The sequence below is a fragment of the Brevibacterium sp. SIMBA_078 genome (genome assembly GCF_046534565.1).
GTDB lineage: Bacteria > Actinomycetota > Actinomycetes > Actinomycetales > Brevibacteriaceae > Brevibacterium.
Map to the genome: position 1 here is coordinate 1,417,189 of NZ_JAWRYQ010000001.1, position 19,576 is coordinate 1,436,764.

Annotated in this window: 16 protein-coding genes; 13 read left to right on the forward strand and 3 right to left on the reverse strand. The window is 61.6% G+C overall.

Annotation, left to right across the window (positions count from 1 at the left end):
* Nucleotides 1–19: 19 nt before the first annotated feature.
* The 3 genes from SB749_RS06345 to SB749_RS06355 are packed head-to-tail and all read left to right on the forward strand — an operon-like array spanning nucleotide 20 to nucleotide 4,193.
* Complete coding sequence (locus tag SB749_RS06345) at nucleotides 20–1,261, forward strand: CaiB/BaiF CoA transferase family protein (RefSeq protein WP_410709582.1); 1,242 nt, start codon at nucleotides 20–22, stop codon at nucleotides 1,259–1,261.
* Between the two features lie 5 nt (nucleotides 1,262–1,266).
* Nucleotides 1,267–3,009: a FumA C-terminus/TtdB family hydratase beta subunit gene (locus tag SB749_RS06350; protein WP_410709583.1), complete on the forward strand. Its 1,743-nt coding sequence runs from the start codon at nucleotides 1,267–1,269 to the stop codon at nucleotides 3,007–3,009.
* A gap of 35 nt (nucleotides 3,010–3,044) precedes the next feature.
* Nucleotides 3,045–4,193 carry an acyl-CoA dehydrogenase family protein gene (locus SB749_RS06355; RefSeq protein WP_410709584.1) on the forward strand — a complete coding sequence of 383 codons (1,149 nt, stop codon included), beginning with the start codon at nucleotides 3,045–3,047 and terminating at the stop codon, nucleotides 4,191–4,193.
* Nucleotides 4,194–4,213: 20 nt separating this feature from the next.
* Here the strand turns inward: SB749_RS06355 and SB749_RS06360 are convergent, their stop codons facing one another.
* Complete coding sequence (locus SB749_RS06360) at nucleotides 4,214–4,684, reverse strand: MaoC/PaaZ C-terminal domain-containing protein (protein ID WP_410709585.1); 471 nt, start codon at nucleotides 4,682–4,684, stop codon at nucleotides 4,214–4,216.
* Between the two features lie 113 nt (nucleotides 4,685–4,797).
* Between SB749_RS06360 and SB749_RS06365 the strand changes: the two genes are divergently transcribed.
* Both SB749_RS06365 and SB749_RS06370 read left to right on the forward strand, forming a co-directional pair.
* Entirely contained in the window at nucleotides 4,798–6,261 is a 1,464-nt protein-coding gene (locus SB749_RS06365; RefSeq protein WP_410709586.1) for an MFS transporter, read from the forward strand.
* Nucleotides 6,254–6,763 carry a nuclear transport factor 2 family protein gene (locus tag SB749_RS06370; RefSeq protein WP_410709587.1) on the forward strand — a complete coding sequence of 170 codons (510 nt, stop codon included), beginning with the start codon at nucleotides 6,254–6,256 and terminating at the stop codon, nucleotides 6,761–6,763. Before SB749_RS06365 ends, SB749_RS06370 begins: the two co-directional genes overlap by 8 nt.
* A gap of 2 nt (nucleotides 6,764–6,765) precedes the next feature.
* Here SB749_RS06370 and SB749_RS06375 read toward each other — a convergent pair whose 3' ends face one another.
* Complete coding sequence (locus tag SB749_RS06375) at nucleotides 6,766–7,404, reverse strand: TetR family transcriptional regulator (RefSeq protein ID WP_410709588.1); 639 nt, start codon at nucleotides 7,402–7,404, stop codon at nucleotides 6,766–6,768.
* Between the two features lie 59 nt (nucleotides 7,405–7,463).
* On the opposite strand from SB749_RS06375, the gene SB749_RS06380 reads away from it, so the two are divergent.
* The 8 genes from SB749_RS06380 (at nucleotide 7,464) to SB749_RS06415 (ending at nucleotide 18,257) form a co-directional block, all read left to right on the forward strand.
* Nucleotides 7,464–8,228 (forward strand): hypothetical protein, encoded by a 765-nt coding sequence (locus tag SB749_RS06380; protein ID WP_410709589.1) that lies wholly within the window; start codon nucleotides 7,464–7,466, stop codon nucleotides 8,226–8,228.
* 1 nt (nucleotide 8,229) lies between these two features.
* Nucleotides 8,230–9,162: an alpha/beta fold hydrolase gene (locus SB749_RS06385; RefSeq protein WP_410709590.1), complete on the forward strand. Its 933-nt coding sequence runs from the start codon at nucleotides 8,230–8,232 to the stop codon at nucleotides 9,160–9,162.
* Nucleotides 9,159–10,871 (forward strand): AMP-binding protein, encoded by a 1,713-nt coding sequence (locus tag SB749_RS06390; protein WP_410709591.1) that lies wholly within the window; start codon nucleotides 9,159–9,161, stop codon nucleotides 10,869–10,871. Before SB749_RS06385 ends, SB749_RS06390 begins: the two co-directional genes overlap by 4 nt.
* A 42-nt stretch (nucleotides 10,872–10,913) precedes the next feature.
* Nucleotides 10,914–12,089, forward strand: coding sequence for an acyl-CoA dehydrogenase family protein (locus SB749_RS06395; protein ID WP_410709592.1), 1,176 nt, complete (start codon nucleotides 10,914–10,916; stop codon nucleotides 12,087–12,089).
* Nucleotides 12,090–12,194: 105 nt separating this feature from the next.
* Nucleotides 12,195–13,055, forward strand: a complete 861-nt coding sequence (locus SB749_RS06400; RefSeq protein ID WP_410709593.1) for a MaoC family dehydratase N-terminal domain-containing protein — start codon at nucleotides 12,195–12,197, stop codon at nucleotides 13,053–13,055.
* Between the two features lie 12 nt (nucleotides 13,056–13,067).
* Nucleotides 13,068–14,279 carry a CoA transferase gene (locus SB749_RS06405; RefSeq protein ID WP_410709594.1) on the forward strand — a complete coding sequence of 404 codons (1,212 nt, stop codon included), beginning with the start codon at nucleotides 13,068–13,070 and terminating at the stop codon, nucleotides 14,277–14,279.
* Nucleotides 14,280–14,640: 361 nt separating this feature from the next.
* Nucleotides 14,641–15,072 (forward strand): (deoxy)nucleoside triphosphate pyrophosphohydrolase, encoded by a 432-nt coding sequence (locus SB749_RS06410; RefSeq protein WP_410709595.1) that lies wholly within the window; start codon nucleotides 14,641–14,643, stop codon nucleotides 15,070–15,072.
* Nucleotides 15,072–18,257 carry a DUF3427 domain-containing protein gene (locus SB749_RS06415; protein ID WP_410709596.1) on the forward strand — a complete coding sequence of 1,062 codons (3,186 nt, stop codon included), beginning with the start codon at nucleotides 15,072–15,074 and terminating at the stop codon, nucleotides 18,255–18,257. Before SB749_RS06410 ends, SB749_RS06415 begins: the two co-directional genes overlap by 1 nt.
* A 35-nt stretch (nucleotides 18,258–18,292) precedes the next feature.
* Here the strand turns inward: SB749_RS06415 and SB749_RS06420 are convergent, their stop codons facing one another.
* Nucleotides 18,293–19,360, reverse strand: coding sequence for a DUF2891 family protein (locus tag SB749_RS06420; protein WP_410709597.1), 1,068 nt, complete (start codon nucleotides 19,358–19,360; stop codon nucleotides 18,293–18,295).
* Nucleotides 19,361–19,576 lie beyond the last annotated feature (216 nt).

Sequence of the window (19,576 nt, forward strand, 5' to 3'; positions counted from 1 at the left end):
ACCTCGTCGTGGAGGGCCGATGGCCACTGCTGCACCGACGTCCGTACCGAGCCCCGCGGGGCAGGACGACGCGACCGCCTCGAACCTGCCGCTGTCCGGCATCACTGTCATCAGCTGCGAACAGGCTGTCGCCGCCCCGTTCGCCTCACGCCAGCTGGCGGACCTCGGAGCCCGGGTCATCAAGATCGAACGCCCAGGCGTCGGCGACTTCGCCCGCGGATACGACACGACGGTCAATGGACTCTCGAGCCATTTCGTATGGATCAACCGGAATAAGGAGAGCCTGGCGCTCGATCTCAAGAGTCCCGACGGGCTGAAGATCCTCCACGATCTCATCGCCTCGGCGGATGTCTTCATCCAGAATTTTGCCCCCGGCGCGGCAGAGAGACTCGGCCTCGGTGCCGACGAGCTCCGGTCGATCAACCCTCGGCTGATCCATGCGTCGATCTCCGGATACGGAACGGACGGGCCGTACAAAGATGCCAAGGCATACGATGCACTTGTGCAGGCCGAGGCAGGACTGGTCTCCGTGACCGGAACAGAGGAGTTCCCCGCGAAGACGGGAATCTCGACGGCAGACATCGCCGCGGGAATGTACACCTATTCCGGCATCCTCACCGCTCTGTACAACCGCGAGCGCACCGGTGTTGGAGCCACCTTGTCGACGAGCCTCTTCGACTCTCTCGTCGAATGGATGGGCTACCCCCTCTACTTCACCCGCTATGGCGGCACCCGTCCCACCCGAGCCGGCACCTCCCACGCCGCCATCGCCCCCTACGGTGCGTTCACCTGTGGCGACGGTACTCAGATCATGCTCGCGATCCAGAACGAACGCGAATGGGAACGCTTCGCCACCCAGGTCCTCGACCGCCCCGATATGGTCACCGACGAACGCTTCGACCGTGCCGCTCACCGCTACGCCCACCGACACGAGCTTCAGGAGATCATCGAGCGAGCCTTCTCCGCGCTCACCGGCGAAGCCTGCGACGAACTGCTCGAGACAGCCGGCGTCGCCCACTCCCGGCAACGCGATATGAGCGAGATCGCCGACCATCCGCAGCTGACCGAACGCCACCGCTGGCACGATGTCGAGACCCCGGCCGGTCCGATCTCCATGCTCGCGCCCCCGGTCGAGATGTCCGGGGTGGGCAATCGCATGGACCCGATCCCGGCGGTGGGGCAGAATTCGGAGTCCATCCTCGGCGAGCTGGGGATGGATGCCGAGACGATCGGCGAACTGCGCGCCAACGGGGTGATCTGACGACGATGAATGAAGAACCCGCACAACCGACCGACGGCGGGGCCGCCTCGGCGGGAGCCGATGACTTCGCCTACTCACCTCTGCTGCCCACGCACGGTGACGGCCCGGTGATGCGCCAGCTCGACATCGCCGGAGTCGAGCAGATCCACGCCGAGGTGGCCGGAGCGTCCCGCTCCTTCCTCCACGTGGCACCGTTGACGTTGACCGACCTCGCCGAGGTGGCCTTCAAAGAGGTCTCCCACTACCTGCGCACCGACCACCTGGCGAGCCTGCGCGCAATCATCGATGACCCCGAGGCCAGTGACAACGATGTCTTCGTCGCCCTCGACCTGCTGCAGAACGCCGCGGTCTCGGCCGGGGAGATCCTGCCGATGTGTCAGGACACGGGCACCGCGATCGTCTCGGCCAAGCGCGGACCGAACGTGCTCACCGACGGCGATGATGCCAAGCATCTGTCGCGCGGAATCGGCCGTGCCTACGAAGAACTCAACCTCCGGTACTCGCAGCTGGCACCGACGAGCCTGTTCGACGAGACTAATACCGGCACCAACCTGCCCGCCCAGATCGAGGTGGCGCTGAGTCCCGACGACGACTATGAGCTGCTGTTCATGGCCAAAGGCGGAGGCAGTGCGAACAAGTCCTTCCTCTACCAGGAGACGAAGGCCGTGCTCAACGAGTCGGCGATGCTCGACTTCCTCGCCGAGAAGATCTCCACCCTCGGCACCGCGGCCTGCCCTCCTTATCATCTGGCCGTCGTCATCGGCGGGCCGTCGGCCGAATTCACGCTCAAGACCGCGAAGCTCGCCAGTGCCCACTACCTCGATGATCTGCCGGAGACCGGCGACGCCGAATTGGGCCACGGATTCCGGGATAAGGAGTTCGAGCAGACCGTCTTCGAACTCACCCAGAACCTCGGATTCGGTGCCCAGTTCGGCGGCAAGTACTTCTGCCACGATGTTCGCGTCGTCCGGCTGCCCCGACACAACGGATCCCTGCCGATCGCGATCGCCGTGAGCTGCTCGGCCGACCGGCAGATCATCGCCCGCATCAACTCCGACGGCGTGTTCATCGAAGAGCTCGAACACGATCCGGCGAGGTTCCTGCCCGCGATGGGCCGGGTCGAGGAGATCGAATCCGGCAATGTCACCGCCATCGACCTCGACCGACCGATGCCGAGCCTGCAGGCACAGCTGTCCGAACTGTCCGTCGGTGACCGTGTGTCGCTGACGGGAACGGTCGTCGTCGCCCGCGACATCGTGCACGCGAACCTGCGCGAGCGCCTCGACGGCGGTGGGGAGCTTCCCGACTATTTCAAGGACCATCCCATCTACTATGCGGGGCCGGCGAAGACGCCCGAGGGGATGCCCTCGGGGTCGTTCGGTCCGACCACCTCGTCGCGGATGGACACCTATGTGCGGCAGTTCCAGGAGGCCGGCGGGTCGATGATCATGCTCGGCAAGGGCAATCGGTCTGCGCAGGTGAAGAATTCCTGCGCCGAATTCGGGGGCTTCTACCTCGGATCGATCGGCGGCCCTGCCGCCCGGCTGGCCAAGGACTGCATCACCTCGGTCGAGGTCCTCGATATGGAGGAGCTCGGGATGGAGGCAGTGTGGAAGATCCACGTCGACGACTTCCCGGCGTTCATCATCACCGACGACAAGGGCAATGACTTCTTCGACAGCACCGGCCCACCGACGCTCGGCCTCGGCCGGACCCGCACGGTGCGTGACGGCACCCGACTGGACTGAACTTTCCAAATGACGAACGAACAGAGGATTTCACCATGGCAGTGAGCAATGAAGAGCAGATGATGATCGACCTGGTCGCCGAATTCATCGACGAACAGGTCAAACCCAGCGTCAACAAGGTCGAGCACGCCAACGAATACCCCGAGGCATGGATCCAGACGATGAAGGACATGGGCATCTACGGGCTCGCCATCGACGAGCCGTGGGGGATGGGCAAGGTCTCTACCGAGGCGTATGCGCTCATAACTCAGGAGCTGGCTCGCGGGTGGATGTCCCTGGCCGGTGCCATGGGCGGGCACACCGTCGTCGCGAAGCTCCTCCAGGAATACGGCACCGATGAGCAGAAGGATAAGTACCTGCCGCGGATGGCCACGGGAGAGCTGCGAGCGACGATGGCGTTGACCGAACCCGGCGGCGGCTCCGATCTACAGGCGATGCGCACCACAGCAGCGAAGGATGGAGACGACTACGTCATCAACGGGTCGAAGACGTGGATCACGAATGCCCGGAAATCGGACCTCATCGCTTTGCTGTGCAAGACCGATCCGGAGGCGGAACCCCGTCATAAGGGCATCTCGATCATCCTCGTGGAGAAGGGGGAGGGCTTCACGGTCTCCCAGGATCTGTCGAAGCTCGGGTACAAGGGCGTCGAGACGTGCGAGCTGTCCTTCGACGGTCTCCGGCAGCCGCAGTCGCAGCTGCTTGGTGAGGCCGAGGGCGTCGGGTTCAAGCAGATGATGAAGGGACTCGAGATCGGCCGCATCCAGGTCGCCTCCCGGTCGCTCGGCGTCGCGCAGGCCGCCCTCGATGACGCGGTGAAGTACTCGCAGGAGCGCGAGTCGATGGGCAAGCCGATCTGGAAGCACCAGGCCGTGGGCAACAAGCTCGCCACGATGGCCACGAAGCTCGAGGCCGCCCGGCAGCTCGTCCTCCACGCCGCCCGCACCTACGATTCGGGTGCGCGTGTGGACATGGAGGCCGGAATGGCGAAGCTCTATGCCTCGGAGATGGCCGCCGAGGTGGCCCTCGACGCCATCCGCGTCCATGGCGGTTACGGATACTCCACCGAATACGACGTCGAACGCTACTACCGTGACGCTCCTCTGATGATCGTCGGCGAAGGCACGAACGAGATCCAGATGAACGTCATCGCCAAACAGCTCATCGGCCGAAACAAGGCCTGAGGGTCATCGGCCCTATTTGGTCACGGCGTGGACGGTGTCAGCTCGATGAGGAATCCGGATCTCCCCTCCTGCGCCTTCTCGCCGTGCTGATTGAACAGAGTGAAGCGCCGGTCGACGAAGCCCTTGTCTCCTGCCGAGACCTTCCGACAGGACAGGATCTCCATCTCGAGAGTCACTGTGTCTCCGATGCGCAGCGGCGTGAGGAACTTCCAGTCGTCGAGTCCGGTCATGGCGATGGCCGATTGCGCGAACCAGCCGGCTCGGTCCATCAGCCCGGTGAGGACGGCGATTCCCAAGGCGCCGTGCAACAGCCGTCCGCCTCGGTCCTCCATGTATTCGGCATCGGCATGGACTTGGTTCCAGTCGCCCGAGAGCATCGAGAACATTGTGAGGTCGGCTTCCGTCAGCGTCCGCGCGGGGGACCGATAGACCTGGCCGACCTCGAGGTCCTCGAAGTAGAGGCTGTTGTCAGTGGTGCGCTTCTCGAGCATGGAGTCCTCCTGGGTCAGGGGCCGAAATCGGGCGCCTGTTGCCTGGGTGGAGCGCCTCTGTCATACTCAGCATACAAGAACGAACGTTCTTCCCTGCTCAATGAGGAGTGAAAATGCAATCAGCACCCAACTCACCCACCGGCCCTGACGCAACCACGTCCGGCACGACCACGACCGAACTCGAAACACCCGACGAAGGCAAGATGACTCGCCTCGCTGCCGCATCTGTCATCGCCACAGCGCTCGAGTGGTTCGACTTCCTCATCTATTCGACCGCCTCGGCGCTCGTCTTCGGCCATGTCTTCTTCCCCTCGCTCGAAGGAGCCTTGGGAACCATCGCCTCGTTCGGCACACTCGCGGTGGGCTTCATCGCCCGTCCCGTCGGCGGCATCATCGCCGGAGCACTCGGCGATAAGTTCGGCCGCAAGGGACCGCTCGTCGCCTCGATGATCGTCATGGGACTGGCCACAACCTCGATTGGACTGCTGCCCAGCCACGAGACCATCGGAATCTGGGCACCGATCCTCTTGGTGACCGCACGCTTGATCCAAGGACTCGGCGTCGGCGCCCAATGGGGTGGCGCCACGCTGCTGCTGACCGAGCACTCACCGCTGAAGCGTCGCGGATTCTACGGCTCCCTCGTTCAGCTGGGCACCGTCGCCGGCATCATCATCGGCAACGCCTTCTTCCTCTGCATCCTGCTCTTCGTCGATGAAGGCGCCTTCATCGAGTGGGGCTGGCGGGTGCCGTTCCTGTCGGGCATCCTCCTCGTTGCTGTCGGAATCTTCGTGCAGATGAAGATCGAAGAGACCCCCGTCTTCAAGTCGATGCAGGCCAAGGCGGAGGCCGCAACCGCCGGTACGAAGATGCCTCGCGTCTCCTTCCTGCGCGCCCTGCGGCTGTACTGGAAGCAGATTCTGCAGGCTGCCGGCGCATTCTTCGTCGTCAACGGCACCTTCTACATCATGATCTCCGGAATGCTGTCCTACGGCACCGCGAATGTCGGGCTCTCGCAGACGACGATGATCATGATCGTCTGCCTCGCCGTCGCCACTCAGATCTTCACGATCCCCTACTTCGGGGCCTGGTCCGACCGACACGGCCGTCGGAAGATCTTCCTGCTCGGCACCGTGCTCATGGGCGTGTGGGCCTTCCCGTTCTTCTGGCTCGTCGACACCGGCAATCCGTTCCTCGTCGCGGCAGCCATCATCGTCGGTCTCACCCTGCACGCCATGATGTTCGGGCCTCAGGCAGCTCTGTTCGCCGAGATGTTCCCCGCCGATGTCCGGTACTTCGGAGCCTCCCTCGGATTCCAGCTGGCGAGCGTCTTCGCCGGTGGCCTCGCACCGATGATCATGGTCTCGCTCATCGAAGCGACCGGCACCTCGGCGAGCGTCTCCCTCTACATCATCGCGATGGCCGTCATCACATTCGTCGCCGTGTACTCCATCAGGGAACGCTTCCAGGCGAACCTGCATGAGACGGCCGCAGACATCGAAGAACGCGAACTTCGCGAAGCAGGCAAGCTCGATGCCGCGCCGAAGTCGACAACCCCCGAGGAGGCCGAACATGCCTGAAACGACACTGACCCTCGAAGAGAGAATCACTCGCCTCGAAAACATCCACGAGATCGGGCAGCTCCGCGCCCGATACTGCCAGGCACTCGATGACGGTCGCTGGGAAGACCTCGCCGACACGTTCACCGAGGACGGCGCGTTCGTCGGCCTGTCCACTGCACGCGGCCGTGCGGAGATGCTCGAGTTCTTCCCACAGCTCAATTCCTCGACCGTGACATCGTGGTGGCACTTCAGCTCCAACGAAACCGTGGAGCTCGACGGCGACTCCGCGACGGGGACGACCTGGCTGCTCCAGCCCTGCGTCGTCGACGGCGAATCCCAGATCGCGGCCGGTCGGTACGAAGACACGATGGTCAGGACGGCACACGGGTGGCGATTCCAGGAGCGTCGAGTCTCGTTCTTCTTCTGGTCGTCGCTCGAATCCGGATGGGACGCGGCACGATTCTCGTTCCCACCCGCCGTCGACGCGGCCGATGCCCGAACGGTCGAACGGCTCGGATGATGTCAGTCGGAAGAGACAGGCCGCGTGGCGGCACGGACCAGACCGAAGACGAGGTCGACCTGCAGATCGGCGAGTTCGGCGGGCGAGAGTTCACCGTCGGGCCGGTACCACGTCGACATCGAGTTGCAGAGGGTGACGACGCCGCGCACCGCCGAGCCGAGATTGCGCACCTCGCACTCTCCGGCGGCAGCAGCGTCACAGATCGCAGCCCGGAACACCGCTTCCGTCCTGTCTCTTTCGGTGACCACCTCGGCGCGGTTCTCCCCCTCGAGGTAGCGGAATTCGGTGATGCCCACCACCGAGGCGCGGGGCTGGGCCACGATGAAATCGACGTAGGCACGCACCGCGGCCTCGAGCCTCGACAACGGGTCCGTTCCCGCTGCGCCGACCGCTTCCTCGAGCGAATCGGCCAGGGTTCGCGCCGTCTCTTCGAGCACGAACTCGAGGATCTCACTCTTCGACCCGAAGTAGTTGTAGAGATTCGACAGGGAAGTGCCCGCCGCCTTCGCGATCTGCCGCGTCGACGCGCCGTGGAACCCCTGCGCGGAGAACACCTCGAGAGCCGCGTGGACAACCGTGTCACGGTCGATGAATCTCGGCGCTGCTCGCCGCCGGTTCGCATTGGTTGGGGTGTCCTCCATGGGCACCAATCTACTCATAAGTTCACCTGCACTCATAAGCACACCCGGAAGGAACTGTCATGACCACCCCGCTCAAACCCGGCCGAAGACTGCTCGCCGATGCTGACGCACTGGCTGCGTCAAGTCCGCTGGCGCTGGCCGACTCCGTTGCCGAGGCGATCGGTCAGGAGCTGGGGCAGTCGGTCCGACTGGTCTCGGCTGAGCTGGAGACGAACGGCACGGTCCAGACCGACGACGGCGAACTCGTCTCCCCGTCTGCGGTGGTGACGGCCGTCCTGCCTCAAAAGGGACAGGAGCTGCGGACCGAGGTGACAGCTCATCTCGAAGGGGACGCCGCCTATTCCGCCTCGGTGCGTTTCGCCTTCGCCGAAGCCATCGACAACAGCGACGACGTGTCCGATCTGCTCTGCCCAGGCAGTGCTGGTTGGAACAGCGCATTGCGCGATCGCCTGCGTGAGGACTCCGAGTTCTCCACACTCATCGAGGCCTACGACGGAACGATCGGCATCGCCATCGGCGGTCGCCCAGTGCACTTTCGCTGCTACCGCGGTCACGTGCTCGAGGTCGTCGCCCGCTCCATCCTCGGCGCTGACTTCGTGCTCTCCATCCCCGGCGACGTCTTCGTTGATCTCGTGACCGCCGAGCGCAACCGCTTCATGGAGACCGCGATGAGCGGGAGGATGCGCTCCTCCGGATCCGGGTACGAGTACCTGCGCATGACCAGCGCACTGATCCGCATCATCGACCACGCTCGAGCCATGGCCGTCACAGCCGGCTATGTCGGCTCCGAACGCGTCCTCGACACGAATCTGCAGGTGGCCTGAGATGACGACACTGAACCACACGAACGGTCCGGCAGTGACGACCCTCCGCGCTCACCAGCTGATCATCGACGACCGCATCGCGTTCGTCGAAGACTGGGGCGACATCGACGCGACACCGCTGCTCGCAGTTCACACCGCAGGACAGTCCGGAGTCCAGTACCGTCACGTGGCGGCCGACCTCGCCGCCCTCGGCTACCGGGTTATCGTTCCCGACCTGCCCGGACACGGCCGCACCGAGCCGGCGAAGAGCGGGCCGGTGACCGACCTCGGCGAATACGCACGATTCGGTCTGACAGTGCTCAACCAGCTCGGGATCGATCGATTCGTCGCCGTCGGGTGCTCGATCGGCGGCAAGATCACGATCGACCTGGCCTTGCGCGCCGGGGACCGCATCATCGCGGCCATCGCCATGGCCGCCGGATCCCGCCCCGGCCACGTCTCGCTGCGAGGCCTGACACGTGAGCTCGTCGACATCTCGACGCCCTCCCGCGGCGATCGCACCTACTGGGGGACGCGAGCCGTCGTCGGCTCGGCAATCGACGAGGAACAGCGAGAACTTATCGCCCGGATGCATTGCAGGGAGGATCCGATCGTGTCGAACTCGGATCTCATCGGCTGGGGGCGCCACGACGTCAGCGAGGACCTGCCCGCTGTCACCTGCCCGACGGTGCTCGTCGCCGGTGAGGACGACCTGTGGATCGACACCGCAGCGATCCGCCATGACGCGGAGTCGATCCCCCGAGGCACCTTCGTCCTCCTGCCGGGAATCGGGCACTATCCGATGGAGGAGATGTCGGACTTCGCCGAGGCGGTCGACTCCTGGGTGCGCAGTGCCGGCACTCGCGGTGCCGATACCGATCTTCCCGATTCCGGCAGTGCCGATGCCTGCAACGCTGACCGAAAGACCGAAGAATTGGAGGCCGCCCGCTCATGAATTCACCCGCCACTCTCTACGGTCATCTGAAAACCTGGGCGGAAACCGACCCGCAACGGACGGCCCTCATCGACCCGGTGCCAACCGGTGCCGCCCGTGAAAGCACCGAGTCCGGCCACGTGCGTATCAGCGTCTCGGATCTGCTCGCCCGCACCAACGAGTTCGCCGATCTGTTCGCCGAGCACGGTGTCGGCCCGAACGACTGCATCGCAGTCTGGCTGCCAAGCTGGTCCGATACCTATGCGTGGCAGTTCGCGGCTTCCGCGCTCGGTGCCCACGTGATCGGGGTGAACACCCGCTACAACGTCGCCGAGGTGGGGCACGTCCTCACCAAGGCCCGCCCGCAGGTGCTCGTCGTGGCCCACGGATTCCGCAACCTCGACTTCCTCGCTACCGCACGGAAGGCCATCGCCGAGGTGGACCAGGAAACTGCCGCACAGCAGGACCGTTCACCGGGGGAGCCTTTCACCCCGCCGAAGGCATTCGTCTGGGCGGTGCCGGGAGCCGCGAGCGAACCCAAGATCGCTGACTACGACCTCGGCGCAGGGGCAGTGCTCGTCCCAGCGGAGTCGTCAACCATCGATCAGGCAGCGACTTCATTCGCCGCGGCCGCACCCGAAGAATCCCGGCTGTCGGTTGCCTTCACGACTTCCGGCTCCACGGGGATGCCGAAGCTCGCGGCTCACCGGGAGTCCGCCGTCATCACTCATTCCCAGCAGGTCGCCTCTCGAATCGGCTTCACCACCGGTGACGTCCTCGTCGAACCCCTCCCGTACTCGGGCGTCTTCGGATACTCGGCGGGAATGGGGGCACTCTTCGGCGGAGCGGCAGTCCTCCTTCACCCGGTCTTCGACGAACAAGAACTCGTCCGGGCCTGGAGCACCTTCTCCGGCTCACACTTCGTCGGAGCCGACGACATGCTCTCCCGAGTGCGCAAGGTCTGCGAAGACACGGGCACGAAACTCGAATCGTGGCGGTGGGCAGGCGTGGCCGATTTCCAAGGAATGTCCGCCGACATCGCCGAATGGGCGGCCGAACAGTTCGGCACCCGCACCGTCGGCGTCTACGGATCCTCCGAAGTCTTCGCACTCACTTCGTTCTGGCCGAACGACACCCCGGAAGAGCTGCGGTACTCGGGAGGCGGTCGCCTCGTCGACCCTCGCTACGAATACCGCATCGCCGATCCGGTCACGGACCAGCCTGTGTCCGAAGGCTCGGAAGGTGAAGTCCAACTCCGGGGTCCCAACGTCGTCGACCACTACCTCGGTGATCAGGGAGAAGGAAGGAAGAACTTCACCGCCGACGGCTGGTTCCAGACGGGGGACCTCGGGCGCGCTCAAGGGCCTGAGGCTTTCGAATACGTCTGCCGAATGGGTGACGTCATCCGTCTGCGGGGGTTCCTCGTCGATCCCGCAGAGATCGAGCTGCACCTCATCACCCATCCGGACATCGAGTTGGTCAAGGTCGTCGGGCGCAGCAGCGACGTCGGCGAGCCCGAAGTCGTCGCTTTCGTTCAGCCAGTGCCCGGAACTACTCCCGAACCTGCGGACATCCGGCAGTACTGCCGGCAGCAGCTCGCCAGCTTCAAGGTCCCGACCGAGGTCCGCCTGGTCGAAACCATGCCCGTCACCGCGGGAACGAACGGCTCGAAGATCAAAACCGCCGTCCTTCGAGAATGGGCGGCTCAGCCGGCGGTGGTCGGACAGTGATACGAATCGAAGAAGACACGAAGACCCCAGAAAGGGCAGAAGATGACTCATAAGCCGCGTCCGCGTCCGGACACTCCGCACATGATGACCGAGGAGCGCCTCGAGATCCAGGCGCTCGCCCGCGAGTTCGCCCGTGATGTCGTCCTGCCCATCGCCAACGAACTCGACCCTGTTGAAGGGCAGTTCCCCGAGTCGATGGTCAAGCAGATGGCGGAGATGGGGTTCTTCGGCATCCTCATCCCCGAAGAGTACGGGGGACTGGGGCTTGGTGTGTTCGAGTACTGCCTCGTGGCTGAGGAACTCTCCCGTGCCTGGATGTCGGTGGCCGGGCTGTTGGCTCGCGGCAACGGCATGGGTGGTGGATTCTCGCCCGAGCAGGAGGCACGTCTGTTGCCGAAGGTTGCCAGTGGTGAGTACCTCGGCGCCTTCGCCCTGTCTGAGGCTGAGGCTGGGTCGGATGTGGCGAACCTGCGGTGCAAGGCCGAGCGCAATGCCGATGGTGGTTGGGTCATCAACGGCACGAAGATGTGGTGCACGTATGCCGATCAGGCCGACTACATCGTCCTCTTCGCCCGCACCTCCACAGAGGAGAAGCGACATCGGGGGATCTCGGTGTTCCTCGTCGAGAAGGAACGCGGCACCTTCCCCGAGGGGATCTCCGGGGCGCCGGCGAAGAAGATCGGGTACCACGGGTGGAAGACATGGGAGCTGTCGTTCGACAACTTCGTCCTGCCTGCCGATGCCCTCCTCGGTGAGGAAGGCCGCGGTTTCTACCAGGCGGTGTCCGGTCTCGAAGTGGGCCGCGCCCATACGGCGGCTAGGTCGATCGGTCTGGCGCAGGCGGCACTTGAGGACTCGATCAAATACCTGAAAGAACGCGAGCAGTTCGGCCATCCGTTGGCTGATTTCCAGCATCTGCGGTTCAAGGTCGCGGACATGGCCGCTCAGATCGAGGCGTGCCGGCAGCTGATGTACCACGTGTGCACGGAGATCGATTCGGGTCGTCGCTGTGACAAGGAAGCGGCGATGGTGAAGTACCTGGCCGGAGAGATGAGCGAGAAGGTCACCTCGGAGGCGCTGCAGATCCATGGCGGTGCCGGGTACACGAAGGACTTCGCCGTCGAACGCCACTGGCGGGATGCTCGCCTGACGAAGATCTTCGAGGGCTCGTCGGAGATCCAGATGCGCATCATCTCCGACGAACTCCTCGGCCGCTGAATTACTACCCGACGGCGGCCCAGCACCCTGGCGCGAGGTATCTGAGCCGCCGTCACGTAGCAATTGGGACATACTTCTCGAACTACCGATAGGAAGATGACTGCGATGAGTGACTCTCCGAACCTCCAGGACTGGGTTGGCCGCAGCGCCACTGCCACCGAGACCGCTGACGGCCAGCGGGCCGCACGCCTGGCCACCCTGCTCGGCCACGACGGCGACCAGGCAGCGCCCTTGTTCCCGCTCGGGCATTGGCTGCACTTCTCCGAAGATGATGTGCCGATGAGCGAGCTCGGAGCCGATGGGCATGCCGCGCTGGGTGGGTTCATGCCTCCGGTGCCGTTGCCCCGGCGGATGTGGGCTGGCAGTGATCTGACCTTCCACGCCCCGATCCTGCCCGGGCAGGCGATCGAGCGGGTGACGACGATCGAGTCGATCACGGAGAAGACCGGCAGCACCGGACCGCTGTGTTTCGTGAAGCTGCGTCACGAGGTTTCTGCGGATGGGGTCTTGGCGACGACGGATCGGCACACGATCGTCTACCGCGAGGCCACCTCGGCGCCGGAGGGATCAGCGGCGAAACCCCCACGAGAAGACTCGCCCGTCCCCGACGGTTGGGACTGGTCGCGCTCGGTCCGACCGAATGAGGTCATGCTGTTCCGGTATTCGGCGTTGACGTTCAATTCCCACCGCATCCATTACGATCACCCGTACGTTACCGAGGTCGAGGGCTATCCCGGTCTGGTCACGCATGGACCGCTGACCGCGACGCTGCTGCTCGACGCGTTCATGACCACCCACCCCGAGGCGGTCGTGACCGGATACCGGTTCACCGCGAAGTCCCCGTTGTTCGCCGGCGAGCAGATCCACCTCGTCGGCCGAGAGACCGAACCCGGTGTTCATGAACTCCAGGCCATAGCCCCGGGTGGGAAGACCGCTGTCGCTGCCACCGTGACGACGAAGAACTGAGGAGAGCCCATCATGACCGACATTCGCCCCGCCCCCCTGACCGGCCTCAAAGTTGTTGAGATCTCCGCATTCGTGGCAGCACCTTTGGGAGCGATGACGCTCGCGCAGTTGGGTGCCGATGTTATCCGTATCGATCCGATCGGTGGGAACATCGATGCGAATCGGTGGCCGATCAGCGATGACGGCACAAGCATCTACTGGGCGTCCCTGAACAAGGGGAAACGTTCGGTCACGCTCGATCTGAAGTCCGAGGAGGGGCAGAAGATTGCGACCGACCTCATCGCCGAGGCGGGCACACTGGTGACGAACCTGCCGGCCCGCGGATGGTTGAGCTACGAGAACCTCAAGCAGCATCGTGAGGACCTCGTCATGTTGCGTTTGGGTGGGTGGCACGATGGTTCGCCGGCAGTCGATTACACGGTGAATGCGGCCAGCGGGTTCCCGATCATCACCGGCGACGACGACCGGCCAGTGAATAATGCTCTTCCAGCCTGGGATGTCGCAGCCGGGCTCTATATTGCCAACGGGATCATGGCTGCCGAGTTGGATCGTCGTGGTTCGGGCAAGGGGCAGGAGATCACCCTGGCACTGTCCGATGTCATGCTCGCGACTGTCGGTAATCTCGGCTATATCGCCGAGGTTCAGGCGACAGGGAAGACCAGAGGCGCTTTGGGCAATGGTCTCTACGGTGCCTATGGTCAGTCGTTCGAGTGTTCGGATGGACGTCAGGTGATGGTCGCCGTCATCTCGAACAAGCACTGGCGAGGCTTGGGGAAAGCGACCGGGCTGAGCGAGAAGCTCGAGATGATCGGTCCGCTACTGGATGTCGACCTGACCACCGAAGGCGGTCGGTTCGAGGCTCGGGGAGCTATCGATGCGGTGGTGCGCCCGTGGTTTGCCAAGCACACCCTCGCAGAGGCGGAAGCTGCGCTTAAGGACGCTGGTGTGCTCGTCGGCGGGTTCCAGACTTTCGAAGAGCTTGTCACCAGCGACCCACGGTGTTCGGCGGAGAACCCGCTGCTCACCGAGATCGATCAGCCCGGAGTCGGGCGTGTGCTGGCTCCTCGGGTGCCTTTGCAATTCGGCGGAACACCGGTGGCCGATGCCTTCCCTGCACCGGCATTGGGCGGGGACGCCGCTGAGGTGCTCGAATCCGAACTCGGACTCGATACGGCTGCGCGCGATCAGTTGGGTTTGAGCGGGGTCGTCTATTTCGGGAAGTGATCGGTTTGGAAGGCTGGCGATATTGCTGAGTACCTGATACGTATTTATCGATGGTGTTGAGCCACTCGACGGTGTGGTGTCTATGCATGGCCTGCTCTCATTAAAATCACTTCAGTTTGTTCTGCTGCGCGGAGTGACTTTCCACCAGAAGACGAAGTCCCTGAGGTGTCTAATTGCGACGACCTAGCCGACGAACGGCTATATCTGAGCCACTCAATGAGGTTCGTGGGGGATACCGTCCAGTTTTTATCCTTGAGGAATAACCCAACGCCGGCAGATGCGACTATGGCCGATATATGTACCTCGAATCGGCTATCTTAATCACATCAAACAGAGCAAAATCCCAGGTAGGCTGCAATTCATGGAGCACAGTTACCTCGAAGTCGTTGGTGCAGTCTTTAGCGGTGACTCCCAAGGAGAGCCAGCAGTTCTTGCTTTCCGCCGCGCAGCAGACAGATCTGCGGGAGGCAAATGGGAGTTCCCTGGCGGAAAAGTTGAACCTACTGAAACACAACCGTCGGCGCTTGTCCGCGAGATACGTGAAGAACTTGGAATCAAAGTAAGTGTTGGGGGGCTAGTCGCCCGTGCCTCTACCGAAGTAGACGGCCGAGTTATCGACTTAGCCTGCTATTGGGCCACGGCGAACGAGCTGCCGACGGCGAGCAGTGACCACGATGCAATCCGATGGGTGACAGTTTCAACTTTGCACGAAGTGGACTGGGCAGAACCCGATCTGCCCGCTGTTGAAGCTATTGAAGCGATACTGGGAGCGGAAATCGGAGTGAGCGACTGATGAGCGACAATGCAAACCTTCCACCAGGCATTTATGAGCTGCTTGTTGATGGCTCCACAGACGCACTCATCAATAATTTGGAAGACTCGAAATACGCAGAAACTCAGCACGTAGATGTTGCGGACTTTCCTGCGCGAGCTGCGCGTCATATCGGTGGAAAAGTGGAGGCGGCATTGGCACGATCTGATGCCGAAGACCGGGTGTTGTTGGCGAACAAGATACTCCAAGCACTGCCATTGGGTGAAAGCGATCTTCAGCTGACTAGTGACCGCCGCGAACTGAAGTCGATATATGAGAAGGCTCCCGTTAGCCGACCTTCGACGCCGCTGACTGAAACTGCGCTTTTCACGAATGCTGCTGGTACTCCGAGTCTCCAATCTGAATTGAGACTTGAAATGGAGAGCGCCGACCGAGTGGACCTATTGTGTGCCTTTGTAAAGTGGAGCGGAATTACAACTATAGAACAGGGGCTCCAAAGGTTACGCAAGCGTGGAGTGCCGATTCGAGTTCTCACGACCACATATATTGGCGCAACTGAACGTAAAGCCCTCGATCGGCTTGTCGATGAATTTGGCGCTGAAGTGCGTGTCAATTACGACTCACGAACCACACATCTTCATGCGAAAGCTTGGCTCTTCTATCGGAAAACTGGTTTCGACACTGGGTATGTTGGAAGCTCAAACTTGAGCAGGACGGCGCTCGTCGATGGATTGGAATGGAACGTCAGGGTCTCTCGAGAAGCAACTAGGTCTCTGATGGATAACTTTGACGCAACATTCGAATCATACTGGGCTTCTAGCCAGTTCGAGGAGTATTTTCCAGCTCGTGACGCAAAGCGTCTCGACGGAGCATTAGCGGATGCTCGAGTTGGAGGTAGTCGGACAACCGTCGCTCGCTCAGGAATTAATACGCGATTCCTGGATGTTCAGCCGTTCGCTCACCAGATTGAAATGCTCGATGATGTTTCTTCTGAACGCACTGAGCACGCACGGTCTCGGAATCTACTTGTTGCGGCTACGGGCACCGGCAAGACGGTAGTTGCGGCACTCGACTATGAGCGACTTGTTCGCGAAGCCCGTGATTTGGCACGCGCACAAGGTACTGCTCGAAAACCGTTACGACTTCTATTTGTCGCACACCGTAAGGAAATTCTGAGCCAAGCACTGGACACATACCGTGCTGTGCTCAAGGAAGGCGATTTTGGATCCCTGCTGGTCGGTGGGGCCGTTCCAGGAGACACGGACCACGTATTTGCATCTATTCAAATGCTGTCAAGAGACGATCAGCTGGCGCAATGGGCCCCTGATCATTTTGACGTTGTCGTTATCGACGAATTTCACCATGCGGAGGCTTCGACATATCGAAAGGTCCTCAATTGGTTCAAGCCAAACCAGTTACTTGGATTGACTGCCACCCCGGAGCGGGCAGATGGAGTGAACGTCGCTCAAGCGTTCTTCGATGGGAGGATCGCTAGTGAGCTCCGACTTTGGGATGCGCTGGAAGCAGATCTGTTGGTGCCTTTTCATTACTACGGGATCGCAGACAATGTTGATTTGAGTGGCGTGACTTTCCGCTCAGGAGGATACGACTCCGCGGAGCTGTCAGCGGTTTACACCGGCAACAGTGAACGCGCAGCACTTATCCTTCGCCAATTGGACGCGAAAATTCTTGATCCACAAAGTATGCGGGCGTTGGGCTTTTGTGTGACTGTTGATCATGCAAGTTACATGGCGAATGTATTCAACCAAGCAGGAATAGCATCGGAATCGTTGAGCGGAAGTTCTACGACCGAGGAGCGTGACAGTGCCCTCCGCCGACTTCGTTCAGGAGATCTGCAGTGTATCTTCACTGTGGATATCTTTAATGAGGGCGTGGATGTACCCGAAGTCGACACCGTTCTGATGCTTCGTCCGACACAGTCAGCAACAGTATTTCTTCAACAGCTGGGACGGGGGCTGCGTCGAGCGCGTGGCAAGGCGCTTCTGACTGTACTTGATTTCGTTGGGCATCAGCACGCAAAGTTCCGGTTCGATATCCCATTGCGGGCCATGACGGGCATCCCGCGTGGCCGGCTAGAAGATGCAGTGCAAAAGGGGTTCCCCCAGATGCCCGGGGGGTCGCAAATAATTCTCGACCGTGTTGCCCAGGAACACGTCCTAGAAAGCATTAAGAGCCAATTGTCTTTGACTACGAAGGCACTGGTTTCTGACATACGACAGCACAAACCCACAGAGACCAGTCCGCTCGAGTACCAGCTTGGCGACTATCTTGGTCAGTCTGGTCGAGACCTGCCAGACATTTATAAGCCGAACAACCGCACCCTGGGCGGACTGAAGTTGCCGGCGACCTGGTCGACTGTTCGCCATCTGGCCTTCTCAAAGAACGAATCAAGCGCAGTAGAACAAATGCTCGCTTCTCAGATCATGAATAGAGTTAGGGCATTGACTCACGTAGATGATCTGGCGCGAGCCGCGGCATATCGCAGGCTTCTTGCACGTGGTTCAATGTTGAGGCAGGAAGTTTCTAACGATCCATATGCGGCGATGCTATATTACACATTTTGGCCGAAAGGCGACGGCGGGTCGATAAATGAAGGACTCGACGAGATCCGTTCGAACGACTATCTATGTCAGGAACTCGATCAGCTTCTATCTGTCACTACAGCGTCAAGTCGATCGAATCCTCGATCTCTGGAAGGTGACCTCGGCAAATTGCCGTTACACACACATGCGCGGTACTCTCGCGAGGAACTGTTAGCGGCTTTCGGAATGGGGACCGTCGAGAAGCCTCAACCTGGAAACTTTCGTGAAGGGGTTAAATGGTTCAAAGACTACCAGACTGACGTCTTGCTCATAACCTTGCGCAAATCGGAAGCTGATTTTTCGCCGTCTACTTTATACAAAGACTACGCACTGACTCCGGAGTTGTTCCATTGGGAGTCGCAATCGGGGACCTCAGTCGAAAGCCCAACCGGGCAACGCTATATTCGCCATCGCGAACTAGGATCTCGAGTTCTACTATTCGTCCGGCAGGCAAAGTCAGACGACTTGGGAACATCGCCTTATACATGTCTGGGTACAGCGACGTATGAATCGCACGAAGGATCCCGTCCAATCCAAATTGTTTGGAAACTCGACAGGCCAATGCCAACAGATCTCTTTCTCGAAGCAAAGGCTGTCTCTTAAGGAATTCTTCCTATGTGGAGCGGAGGACGATTCATTTACCCCTTTGACTGATGCAAGACTTCCCATGCAAAGGTTGCGATCCAGTGGGAAGACACGTACTCATCTGAGACTGCCGCATCGAGCCCGGGTGCCATCAGCGAATCGACTCGGGCGAGCATGCCTTTGGTTTGGTCCATGAGGTCATCGTGGTCAGTATGTTCGGCGATCGCCTCCAACTTAGGAGCCAACCGAAGGACTGAAGCCGCGACCGAGAGGCCCAAACCGTAGAGGTGGCTCTGCTGGCCGTCGGTTGGGTCGAGGACCTTGACCGGTGTGAGCGCTGGGGATTCCGGCGAGAGTTCGGATAGAAACTCAGGTAGCCACGTCGCCAACTCGCCCTCGGTGAGCACTTCAGCCATAAGGTCGGCCTCACAGAGACCGGGGGAGATGAAGTCGTGACCGCTTCGCTCCTGAGTGAAGTTCCACGCCGCATCCTCGGCGAAGAATCGACGAGTCGCACCTGCGATGGCATCGACGACATCGTGCCGTTCTGCCTCCCGAGCACCGATGAGGATTCGACGCAGTCCGAATGCCGTATTCGAGTGCACTCCATGTCGAACCGGCTCAGCCACTCTCGGCAGCCAGGCAGCGACGAGATCGAAAACCGTCTCGGCGAGCACCTGCGTGTGAGTACCAAGCGCGCGCAACTCCGGAATCCCACTGGCATCGAGCACCCGATTGAGCTCGACCGCCCACGCCCAGCCGTATGGACGCTCCCACGACGGATTCTCGCGGAGGAAGGCCGCCTCGGCGAGCATATTCTCTTCACTCAGATGCGCGGTCAGAACCTCGATCGCGCGTTCACGCCAGCTAGCCCCGTGTGCCGCCTCGGTCCCCAGCAGCGATGCCAGCAGATAGTGCATGTGCACGCTCGAGTGCCAGTCATACGAGTTTGCGAACGCGGGATTCATCCCCGCTGCCGGCACGATATCGGCAACACTCCGCGCCAGATGATGGGACGCGAACGGATATTCACGGGTGATGTTGCTCAGAGCCACCTCGGCGAAGGGGTGGACGAAATCGGCGGGAAGCGGCATGGGTCCTTCTCCGGTCGGGGTCTCCACTCTACGTGGATGGCGGGATCCAATCGGCCCTTGACCCTGAGCGGACGCCGAGCTGGGCTCAGATCGGGAGTCGCACGGGCGAGTGTTCGGCGTAACGAAAGGACGGGACGCACTGACACGCGTTCCCGGAGTACTCGGCGCAGCGGTTGACGAACACACTCGGTTCGTCCATTACGCCACCGAACTCGCCATCCGCTTCGCCTGTTGCGACCGCTA

What these genes read in the sequence shown, in the direction of transcription:
- SB749_RS06345 (WP_410709582.1), top strand. Translation starts at nt 20, where the DNA reads ATGGCCACTGCTGCACCGACGTCCGTACCGAGCCCCGCGGGGCAGGAC.
- SB749_RS06350 (WP_410709583.1), top strand. Translation starts at nt 1,267, where the DNA reads ATGAATGAAGAACCCGCACAACCGACCGACGGCGGGGCCGCCTCGGCG.
- SB749_RS06355 (WP_410709584.1), top strand. Translation starts at nt 3,045, where the DNA reads ATGGCAGTGAGCAATGAAGAGCAGATGATGATCGACCTGGTCGCCGAA.
- SB749_RS06360 (WP_410709585.1), bottom strand. Translation starts at nt 4,684, where the DNA reads ATGCTCGAGAAGCGCACCACTGACAACAGCCTCTACTTCGAGGACCTC.
- SB749_RS06365 (WP_410709586.1), top strand. Translation starts at nt 4,798, where the DNA reads ATGCAATCAGCACCCAACTCACCCACCGGCCCTGACGCAACCACGTCC.
- SB749_RS06370 (WP_410709587.1), top strand. Translation starts at nt 6,254, where the DNA reads ATGCCTGAAACGACACTGACCCTCGAAGAGAGAATCACTCGCCTCGAA.
- SB749_RS06375 (WP_410709588.1), bottom strand. Translation starts at nt 7,404, where the DNA reads ATGGAGGACACCCCAACCAATGCGAACCGGCGGCGAGCAGCGCCGAGA.
- SB749_RS06380 (WP_410709589.1), top strand. Translation starts at nt 7,464, where the DNA reads ATGACCACCCCGCTCAAACCCGGCCGAAGACTGCTCGCCGATGCTGAC.
- SB749_RS06385 (WP_410709590.1), top strand. Translation starts at nt 8,230, where the DNA reads ATGACGACACTGAACCACACGAACGGTCCGGCAGTGACGACCCTCCGC.
- SB749_RS06390 (WP_410709591.1), top strand. Translation starts at nt 9,159, where the DNA reads ATGAATTCACCCGCCACTCTCTACGGTCATCTGAAAACCTGGGCGGAA.
- SB749_RS06395 (WP_410709592.1), top strand. Translation starts at nt 10,914, where the DNA reads ATGACTCATAAGCCGCGTCCGCGTCCGGACACTCCGCACATGATGACC.
- SB749_RS06400 (WP_410709593.1), top strand. Translation starts at nt 12,195, where the DNA reads ATGAGTGACTCTCCGAACCTCCAGGACTGGGTTGGCCGCAGCGCCACT.
- SB749_RS06405 (WP_410709594.1), top strand. Translation starts at nt 13,068, where the DNA reads ATGACCGACATTCGCCCCGCCCCCCTGACCGGCCTCAAAGTTGTTGAG.
- SB749_RS06410 (WP_410709595.1), top strand. Translation starts at nt 14,641, where the DNA reads ATGGAGCACAGTTACCTCGAAGTCGTTGGTGCAGTCTTTAGCGGTGAC.
- SB749_RS06415 (WP_410709596.1), top strand. Translation starts at nt 15,072, where the DNA reads ATGAGCGACAATGCAAACCTTCCACCAGGCATTTATGAGCTGCTTGTT.